The organism is Parasynechococcus sp., from assembly GCF_042954325.1.
Lineage (GTDB): Bacteria > Cyanobacteriota > Cyanobacteriia > PCC-6307 > Cyanobiaceae > Parasynechococcus.
The window spans coordinates 1-8070 of record NZ_JBGKDS010000009.1 but is presented as its reverse complement, the minus strand read 5'-3'; the positions used below and the strand labels follow the sequence as shown (position 1 = coordinate 8070).

Here is an 8070-nt window from a genome sequence, read left to right as displayed (position 1 = left end):
GCTGCGTGTGGGGAGCTGGGTGGGGGCTGAAGCGCCCAGCAGCTGCTCGAGGCTGTCCACCACCCGTTGTTGCTGTTGGTCTGTCAGCTCCGGGAAGATCGGCAGGCTGAGCACCGTGGTGCAGAGCTGTTCGGTGACGGGGAGAGAGCCGGGCTGGAGGCCGAGATCGGCGTAGGCCGGCTGGCGGTGGATCGGAATCGGGTAATAAATGATCGTGTTGACGCCTTGGTCCTGCAGAGCCTGTTTGAACCAGTCGCGGCAACAGCTTTCGGGCAGGCCGTGGCGGGCACTGGTGGCTGATGGGCTGCAGCTGCCTTCGCAGAGGCTCTGACCCTGGGGGCATTGGCCCACTTGCACCACAAATTGGTTCCAGCTGTGGCCTGGCTGGTCGTCGGGGAGTTGGATCCCTTGCAGGTGGGTGAGCTTGTCCCGGTAGCGCTGGGCGATGGCTTTGCGCCGTTCGATCCAACCGTTCAGTTTCGGCAGCTTGACGTTGAGCACAGCCGCCTGAATGGCATCGAGGCGGCTGTTGTACCCCAATGAGGTGTGCAGGTAGCGCTGGGGCATGCCGTGCACCGCCAGCTCACGCATCCCCTGGGCCAGGGCGTCGTCGCTGGTGGTGATGGCACCGCCATCACCGGCGGCACCGAGGTTTTTCGTGGGGAAGAAGCTGAAGCAGCCGGCATCACCGAAGCTGCCCACCGGTTGATCGTTCCAGCGGGCGCCGGTGGCCTGGGCGCAATCCTCCACCACTTTCAGACCATGGGCCGTGGCGATCGCCATCAGCCGCGTCATGTCCACGGGCCGGCCGAACAGATGCACCGGCATCAGGGCCTTGGTGGCCGGCGTGATCGCGGCCTCGATCCGATCCAGATCGATCAGGTAGGTGCCGGGATCGACATCGACGAACACCGGTGTGGCGCCCACGGCGCTGATCGCTTCTGCGGTCGCGAAAAAACTGAAGGAGCAGGTGATCACTTCATCACCGGCGCCGATGCCCAAGCCCCGCAGCGCCAGGATCAGTGCATCCGTGCCGCTGTTGCAGCCCACGGCGTGGCGACTTCCCACGCTGCGGGCGAAGGCTTGTTCGAATTGCTGGATCTGAGGCCCACCGATGTACTGCCCACTGCGCAGAACGTCCAGCACTGCAGCGTCGAGGTCCGCGCCGAGATCACTGATCTGCTGACTGAGACTGAAGGGAGGCACCTGCATAAAGGAAATCTTACGGGTCTCAGCCAAACCAGTCGGGTTCCTGTCCGGGGTTCCACTTCACGTTGCAGCCCACGGAGGCGACTTGCTCCGGGTTCACCGGAGCACCTGTCACCACGGCCTCCAGTGCTGCCCGCAGGTCTGCACCGTTGAGGGGCTGGTCATTGCCGGGGCGACTGCCATCCAGTTGACCGCGATAGCGCAACGTCTGGGCTCCGCTCGCATCGGGCTTGAACAGATAGAACTCCGGGGTGCAGGCCGCCCGCAGGGCCTTGGCCAAGGTCTGCTGCTCATCGAGCAGATACGGAAACTGCCAGCCCTGGCGTTGGGCTTGCTCAGCCAGCTGGGCTGGGCCGTCCTGGGGATGGGTAATCAGGCTGTTGCTGCTGAAGCCCACCATCTGGAGTCGCTGGCCGTAGTTCCGTTCGATTCGACCCAGTTCCGCTTCCACATGCTTCACGAAGGGGCAGTGGGCGCACAGCACCATCAGCAGCACGGGGCGTTGATCCAGATCACCGTCGCTGAAGCGGCCGCTGTGACCGCTGACGGCCGGCAGCGCAAAGACCGGCAACCCGCTCTCGAGGGGCAGCATTGTCGAGGGGGTCAGGGCCATGGCACGGCAAAGACGGGAGACCTCCAGCAGGATGGCTGTCGATTGCGACGTGTGGCGGTGCGACCAACGATTCCCCTGGGCCTCGGTCTCGCTGGTCTGCTGTGCGCCTGCGGCGCCCCCAAGCCAGAGGGCACCTGGCGGGTGCTGCCGCTATCGCGTTCTGTCCCCCACGACGGCCTGGCGGTGGTGAACCAACCCGATGGCTACGGCATCCACATTTTTCTGGAAACCGACACGGAGACGGCGGGGGTCTGCCAGCCGCGTTGGATCCCCGACCCCGCCCGCCTGTTCAACGGCAATGGGGCAACACCGTTCAGTTCTGGGTTGGCCAGCCGTCAGGAATTTTTTGAGGTTGTGGCGCGCCGTGACGTGACCAAGGCCCTGCGTCAGGAGCTCGAAGCGCTGTGCAACGCGCGGGCTCCCCAGGCGACCTGGCAGTGGGTCGACCCGCCGCGTTCAGAGGCGGAGGTGATCCCCGTCCGTCTGCCGGCCCTGGAGGAAGAGGATCTGCTGACCAATCCCGTCGAGGAACTCAAACGGGTGAAGCAGCTGTTGAAAGAGGCCGAAGAGCGCGCCGACTAAAACCCCTCCCACACCACGGGCTCGGCCTCGCGCCAGTAGCGGCTGAAGCGTCCCAGTCGGGGGGGGCGTGGCAGCGCGACAAACGGTTCCCCGTCCAGGATCACCAGCGGTAGCTCGCGCTCCAGTGCTGCGGCGACGCGCTTCAGCCGTGGATCAACGGCGGCAGTGGTCACGATGCCATCGGCGCCATGGCGGCGGGCGAAGCCCAGCACCTCAGCGGCCACATCCCCCTTGCGAAGGGTCACCGGGAGTTCCAGGCAGGTTTCGTAGAGAAAGCCGAGCCGTTTGCGGCTGATGTGTTGGTTGTTGATCCAGGCTTCATCGAAGACGAACACCGCGGCGGCCTCGGGGTAGTCCTGAAGGGCTGGGTTGGCGGGGCCGAGGGATTCCTCATGCACCCAGACGATCGGTCGTTGAACGGTCATGGCGTGGTGTGACGGGGTTATCGCTTCGGGCGGGCCAGGGCGGCATTGGCGCGTTGACCGCGCCCATCACGGCGGTTGCGGCGGTCGCCGGTCTCCCGGATCGCGGGTTGGGGGGCGAACAGCTGGTTTTCGAGCTGGTCGTAGCTGCCCTCAAACGGGCATTGCCCAGCGCTGGGGCAGTCCTGGCAATAACGGCCGTCGCTGTAGCGCTCCAAATTGCCGCGGTTGAAGAAGTACGGCTTGTGGCTGAAGCTGCTGGCCACCCATTGCCAGCTGAGGTGGTTGCTGGATGGATCGCCATCGAGCAGGTGCTCGAGGAACCAATCCGCTCCGGCTTTCCAGTGCACCCGGCGCCAATGCACGAGATAGGCCGCCATCCACATCCGCGCGTGGTTGTGCAGCCAACCCGTGTTCACTAACTCCTCGCGGAAGCCATCCATGCAGGCCAGGCCGGTTTGTCCGGCACGGATATCGTCCGGCAGCTCGCGGCTGTAACTGGCGCTGTCGTGGCCGGTCTTCAGTGGCTCCTGGTCGTCATCGATGCCATCGCCCAGGTCGTCCCACATCCGTTGCCAGAAGTCACGCCAGCCCAGCTCATTGATCAATTTGCTGCCGTCGTCGCGCCGCAACTGCCGCTGTTCCAGTTGCTGAAACACCGCATCGCGCACTTCCGCCAGGGTTAAAACGCCATGGCGGATGTACGGGGAGAGGCGGGTGACGGCGCCATTGAGGTGGTTGCGGCTTCGGCCGTAGCGCTTGGCATCCACCCGTTGCAACTGCCGTTCCGCAGCCTGACGGCCACCTTGGATGCTGCTGAGGTCTCCTGCGGCCTCTGGAAAGGTGGTCGCAAGGAAGCTGTTCAGTTCATTGCGGCTGGAAAAACGCCGGGGCAGATCCCCAGGATTGGCTTGAGCTGGATCGGCGGTCACCGGCCTGATCGTTCCAATGAGCGGTGATCCTGGCGGGGGATGGGGGAGAATCGCGCGATTCCACCTGATTCCGGTCCGCCCGATGCTGCTCGATCTCACCGGTAAGAAGATCCTTGTCACCGGCATCGCCAACAACCGTTCCATCGCCTGGGGGATCGCCCAGCAGCTCAAGGCGGCTGGTGCTGATCTCGGCATCACCTATCTCCCCGATGAGAAAGGTCGGTTTGAAGCCAAGGTGCGCGAGCTCACCGCTCCCCTCGAGCCCAGCCTGTTCCTGCCCCTGAATGTGCAGGATGCGGACCAGATGGCCGGTGTCTTCGCCGAAATCAAGGAGAAGTGGGGCGTTCTCGATGGCCTGGTCCATTGCCTGGCCTTCGCTGGCAAGGAGGAGCTGATCGGTGACTACAGCGCCACCACCGCCGAGGGTTTCGCCCGCTCCTTGGATATCAGCGCCTATTCCCTGGCTCCGCTCTGCGCCCATGCCAAGCCGTTGTTCAGCGAGAAAGCCGGCGTGATCACCCTCTCCTACCTCGGTGCTGAGCGCGCCATCCCCAACTACAACGTGATGGGTGTGGCCAAGGCGGCCCTGGAAGCGTCTGTGCGTTACCTGGCCGCTGAGCTTGGCCCTGAGAAGCAGGTTCGCGTCAATGCCATCAGCGCTGGCCCGATCCGCACCCTGGCCAGCTCCGCCATCGGCGGCATCCTCGAGATGATCCACAACGTGGAGGAGAAGGCTCCTCTGCGTCGCACGGTCACGCAGATGGAAGTCGGCGGCACGGCCGCCTTCCTGCTTAGCGATCTGGCGAGCGGGATTTCCGGACAGACCATTTACGTGGATGCCGGCTACTGCGTCACCGGAATGTGAGGCAGCATGAGGGCACTGGATCAGCCGTGAACTGATGGAACGTCTGGGTGAGGTGCACCGCGTCACCGGTGAAACCGACGTCAAGGTCCGCTTGGGCCTTGACGGCACAGGCCGTTGCCAAGCCAGCACGGGCGTTCCGTTCCTGGACCACATGCTCCATCAGATCAGCAGCCATGGGCTGATCGACCTGGAGATCAACGCCGTGGGCGACACCCACATCGATGACCACCACACCAACGAGGATGTGGGCATTGCGGTGGGTCAGGCCCTGAGCAAAGCCTTGGGTGATCGCAAGGGCATCCATCGCTTCGGGCATTTTGTCGCTCCCCTCGATGAGGCCTTGGTTCAGGTCGCCCTCGACTGTTCCGGTCGCCCGCACCTGAGTTACAGCCTCAGCATCCCGAGCCAGAAGATCGGCACGTACGACACCGAACTGGTGAAGGAGTTTTTCGTGGCGGTGGTGAACAACAGCGGTCTCACCTTGCACATCCGTCAGTTGGATGGGGTGAATTCGCACCACATCGTCGAAGCCTGTTTCAAGGCGTTTGCGCGGGCCCTGCGCATGGCGACGGAGATCGACCCCCGCCGGGCCGGGACCATCCCGAGCAGCAAGGGTGTGCTGGAGCAGGCCGGCGCCAACTGAACCGCGACGCGCACTTCACAGTCCGTTACGAGAGGATGTGGGGCCTTGCGCCGCTGCCCGTGACCGTCGCTCCCGCTCGCACCTATTCCCGCGACGATTGGGCCAGTTCCTTCGTCAACGTGGAGCAGGAGCTCAGCGACGTTGCGCTGACGCCAGTCCGTGGTGCGGTTCCAGCGGAGCTCGCGGGCACCTTCTATCGCAATGGTCCCGGTCGCCTGGAGCGGGATGGTCATCGCGTGCATCACCCCTTCGATGGGGACGGGATGATCGCCGCGATGCGCTTCGAGAACGGCGCGGTGGCCTTGAGCAACCGCTTCGTGCGCACCGAAGGGTGGCTGGCGGAAGAAAAGGCCGGCAAGGTTCTCTACCGCGGCGTGTTCGGCAGTCAGAAACCCGGCGGGCGTCTGGCCAATGCTTTTGATCTGCGGCTGAAGAACATCGCCAACACCAACGTGGTGAAACTTGGTGATCAGCTGCTGGCCCTCTGGGAAGCGGCCGAGCCCCACGCCCTCGATCCCAACAGCCTCGAGACCCGTGGCCTCTCCCGCCTCGATGGTGTGCTCAAAAAGGGCGAGGCTTTCAGCGCCCACCCCCGCTTCGATCCCGGCCACAACGGCCGGCCAGCGATGGTCACCTTCGGGGTGAAGACGGGGCCCCGCAGCACCATCCGCTTGATGGAGTTCGCCAGCGATGGCCCCGATGCCGGTGCCTTGCTGCATGACCGTTCCGACAGCTTCCCTGGCTTCGCCTTCCTCCACGATTTCGCGATCACGCCCAACTGGGCGGTGTTCCTTCAGAACGCGGTGGCCTTCAATCCGCTGCCCTTTGTCACCGGAGAAAAAGGTGCGGCGCAATGTCTGGCGTCCCAGCCCGGTGGACAAGGTCGTTTCTGGTTAATTCCGCGGGACTCCGGCCGTTTTGCCGGCCAGAAGCCGCGCATCCTCGAGGCGCCGGATGGTTTCGTCTTCCATCATCTCAATGCCTTTGAAGACGGGGATCATGTGGTGGTGGAGAGCATCGTCTACGACGATTTCCCTTCGATCGGACCCGACGACGACTTCGCTGAAGTCGACTTTGACGCGATTCCTGAAGGGTTGCTGCACCGCTGTCGTCTTGACCTGAGCCGGGAGACCGTGCAGACCGAGCGGATCAGCACGCGCACCTGTGAATTCGCGATGGTCAATCCTGAGCGTCAGGGCCTGGCAGCCCGTTATGCCTGGATGGCCGTGGCCGAGCGTGACACCGGTAACGACCCGCTGCAGGCCATCCAGAAGCTGGACCTGGGCAGCGGCGAGACCCGCACCTGGAGTGCAGCCCCCCGTGGCTTTGTCAGTGAACCGCTGATGGTGCGCCGTCCCGGTGCTGAGGCCGAAGATGACGGTTGGGTGTTGGACCTGGTTTGGAATGGCGCCCGCCAGGCGTCGGATCTGGTCATCCTGGATGCCGCTGATCTCAGCGAGGTGGCGGTGCTGGAGCTCCCCCTGGCGGTTCCCCACGGTTTGCATGGCAGCTGGGCCGCGGCTTGAGCGACGGTCGTCGCATCCTTGTCACACCTGGTCCAATTTGATCCGGCTTTGAGTCACATCCCTGTCCTCTGAGGTCATCAGGATCAGGTTCAGCTGAATGCAGGGCATGCATCGGAATCACAACGGTTGGATCGCTTTGCCGGTGGTCGCAACCCTCGCTCTGGGGATGCCGACACCAGCGTTGGCGTTCCAGGGAGGGAGCCTCTGCTCGGGAACACTGTTCCAGCTGGCCGTAAACGAACAAGCGGTGGGTGATGTGGATCGTTTTCGCTTTTCTCTGGGGCTGTCCGGAGAAGGTCCCAGTGAGGCAGCGGCCCTGAAGCAGCTCAATCAGCGTCTCAGCCCGCTGCGCCGGGATTTAGCGCCGTTGATTCGAGGCCCCCTCACTGTGCCGGCACCCCGCACCCATCAACGGGGGAGATCGGGCAGTGCGGCCGCCACGCTGTTTGTCGCTAGCACCACCCTCTCCGGAGAGGTGGGGCCTGGGCGCTACGACGCGCTGATTCAGCTGGCCGGGCGACGGGCGGGAGTGCGGGTGCAGGGGATGACGTCACTGGCGGATGCTGCGTCTGCCCTGGCGGACGAGCAGCGGGCGGTAGCGCGAGCACTGGAGCGTGGACGTCAGGAGGCCCAGTGGGTTGCACGCAACATCGGGCGGCGCAGGGTCAATCTCAAGCAGATCGACCGCCGTGGTGCTGTGCGCCCTCTGATGCAGGCCCGTGCATCCGCATCAGCCGCGGGGTTTGATCCCCGCGAAGCCCCCAAGCCCCGTGCATCGGTGCACCTTCAGCTGACTTATTGCCTGTCTGATTAACAATCAACTTGGGTGGTTATCGGGCTCAATGTGCAAAACGTTGTGCGTGTTAAATTCATTTGAATTGTGCTGATGTTGTGCCGGTTTCTGTCGCCCGTCCGGTGATCAAGCGCGATCAGCGGATGTTGTGGATTCACGCAGGGCCCCACAAGGCGGCGAGCAGCTACGTCACGGAGCGGTTGCGCAAGAACCGCCATGCCCTCGCGGAACAGGGTGTGTTGATGGATGGCGATGACAACCGTCTGGCCAATGCCATTGCCCAGAAGCATTACGAACCGGTTGAGCAGGCACTCTCCACCATCCCTAAGGGACTGAATCGGGTGTTGTTGAGCAGTTCGTCTCTGGATACACGCATTCTCAAGAAGAGTGTGCTCAACACCTTGCTGAAGCTGGCGGATGCACAGGGCTTTCGGCTGGGGATCAGTTATTGCATCCGTGACCAGCAATCCTGGTTGAATTCGGTG

Annotated in this window: 10 protein-coding genes; 6 read left to right on the top strand and 4 right to left on the bottom strand. The window is 63.7% G+C overall.

The window, feature by feature from the left end; translation table 11 throughout:
* Both ACGVKB_RS00910 and ACGVKB_RS00905 read right to left on the bottom strand, forming a co-directional pair.
* A partial coding sequence (locus tag ACGVKB_RS00910) for a DegT/DnrJ/EryC1/StrS family aminotransferase (RefSeq protein ID WP_392349386.1) occupies positions 1-1212 on the bottom strand: 1212 nt, incomplete at its 3' end.
* Between the two features lie 19 nt (positions 1213-1231).
* Complete coding sequence (locus ACGVKB_RS00905; RefSeq protein ID WP_392349384.1) at positions 1232-1822, bottom strand: thioredoxin family protein; 591 nt, start codon at positions 1820-1822, stop codon at positions 1232-1234.
* 42 nt (positions 1823-1864) lie between these two features.
* On the opposite strand from ACGVKB_RS00905, the gene ACGVKB_RS00900 reads away from it, so the two are divergent.
* On the top strand, positions 1865-2404 hold the full coding sequence (locus ACGVKB_RS00900) for a hypothetical protein (RefSeq protein WP_392349383.1): 540 nt from the start codon (positions 1865-1867) through the stop codon (positions 2402-2404).
* On the opposite strand, the gene ACGVKB_RS00895 is transcribed toward ACGVKB_RS00900, so the two are convergent.
* Both ACGVKB_RS00895 and ACGVKB_RS00890 read right to left on the bottom strand, forming a co-directional pair.
* Positions 2401-2829, bottom strand: a complete 429-nt coding sequence (locus ACGVKB_RS00895; protein ID WP_392349382.1) for a hypothetical protein — start codon at positions 2827-2829, stop codon at positions 2401-2403. The two genes, ACGVKB_RS00900 and ACGVKB_RS00895, sit on opposite strands and share 4 nt — an antisense overlap.
* A 17-nt stretch (positions 2830-2846) precedes the next feature.
* On the bottom strand, positions 2847-3767 hold the full coding sequence (locus ACGVKB_RS00890) for an FAD-binding domain-containing protein (RefSeq protein ID WP_392349385.1): 921 nt from the start codon (positions 3765-3767) through the stop codon (positions 2847-2849).
* A 73-nt stretch (positions 3768-3840) separates the two neighbouring features.
* Between ACGVKB_RS00890 and fabI the strand changes: the two genes are divergently transcribed.
* The 5 genes from fabI to ACGVKB_RS00865 all read left to right on the top strand — a co-directional run.
* Entirely contained in the window at positions 3841-4623 is a 783-nt protein-coding gene (gene fabI / locus ACGVKB_RS00885; protein ID WP_392349381.1) for an enoyl-ACP reductase FabI, read from the top strand.
* Positions 4624-4657: 34 nt separating this feature from the next.
* Positions 4658-5266 (top strand): imidazoleglycerol-phosphate dehydratase HisB, encoded by a 609-nt coding sequence (hisB, locus tag ACGVKB_RS00880; RefSeq protein WP_392349380.1) that lies wholly within the window; start codon positions 4658-4660, stop codon positions 5264-5266.
* Positions 5267-5325: 59 nt separating this feature from the next.
* On the top strand, positions 5326-6792 hold the full coding sequence (locus tag ACGVKB_RS00875; protein WP_392349379.1) for a carotenoid oxygenase family protein: 1467 nt from the start codon (positions 5326-5328) through the stop codon (positions 6790-6792).
* A gap of 106 nt (positions 6793-6898) precedes the next feature.
* Positions 6899-7606, top strand: coding sequence for an SIMPL domain-containing protein (locus ACGVKB_RS00870; protein ID WP_392349378.1), 708 nt, complete (start codon positions 6899-6901; stop codon positions 7604-7606).
* 77 nt (positions 7607-7683) lie between these two features.
* Positions 7684-8070, top strand: a 387-nt coding sequence (locus ACGVKB_RS00865) for a hypothetical protein (protein WP_392349377.1), incomplete at its 3' end; no start/stop codon positions are given.

Excerpts from the sequence above, each read along its gene's own strand:
- ACGVKB_RS00905 (WP_392349384.1), bottom strand. The coding sequence starts at position 1,822 with ATGGCCCTGACCCCCTCGACAATGCTGCCCCTCGAGAGCGGGTTGCCG.
- ACGVKB_RS00895 (WP_392349382.1), bottom strand. The coding sequence starts at position 2,829 with ATGACCGTTCAACGACCGATCGTCTGGGTGCATGAGGAATCCCTCGGC.
- fabI (WP_392349381.1), top strand. The coding sequence starts at position 3,841 with ATGCTGCTCGATCTCACCGGTAAGAAGATCCTTGTCACCGGCATCGCC.
- hisB (WP_392349380.1), top strand. The coding sequence starts at position 4,658 with ATGGAACGTCTGGGTGAGGTGCACCGCGTCACCGGTGAAACCGACGTC.
- ACGVKB_RS00870 (WP_392349378.1), top strand. The coding sequence starts at position 6,899 with ATGCATCGGAATCACAACGGTTGGATCGCTTTGCCGGTGGTCGCAACC.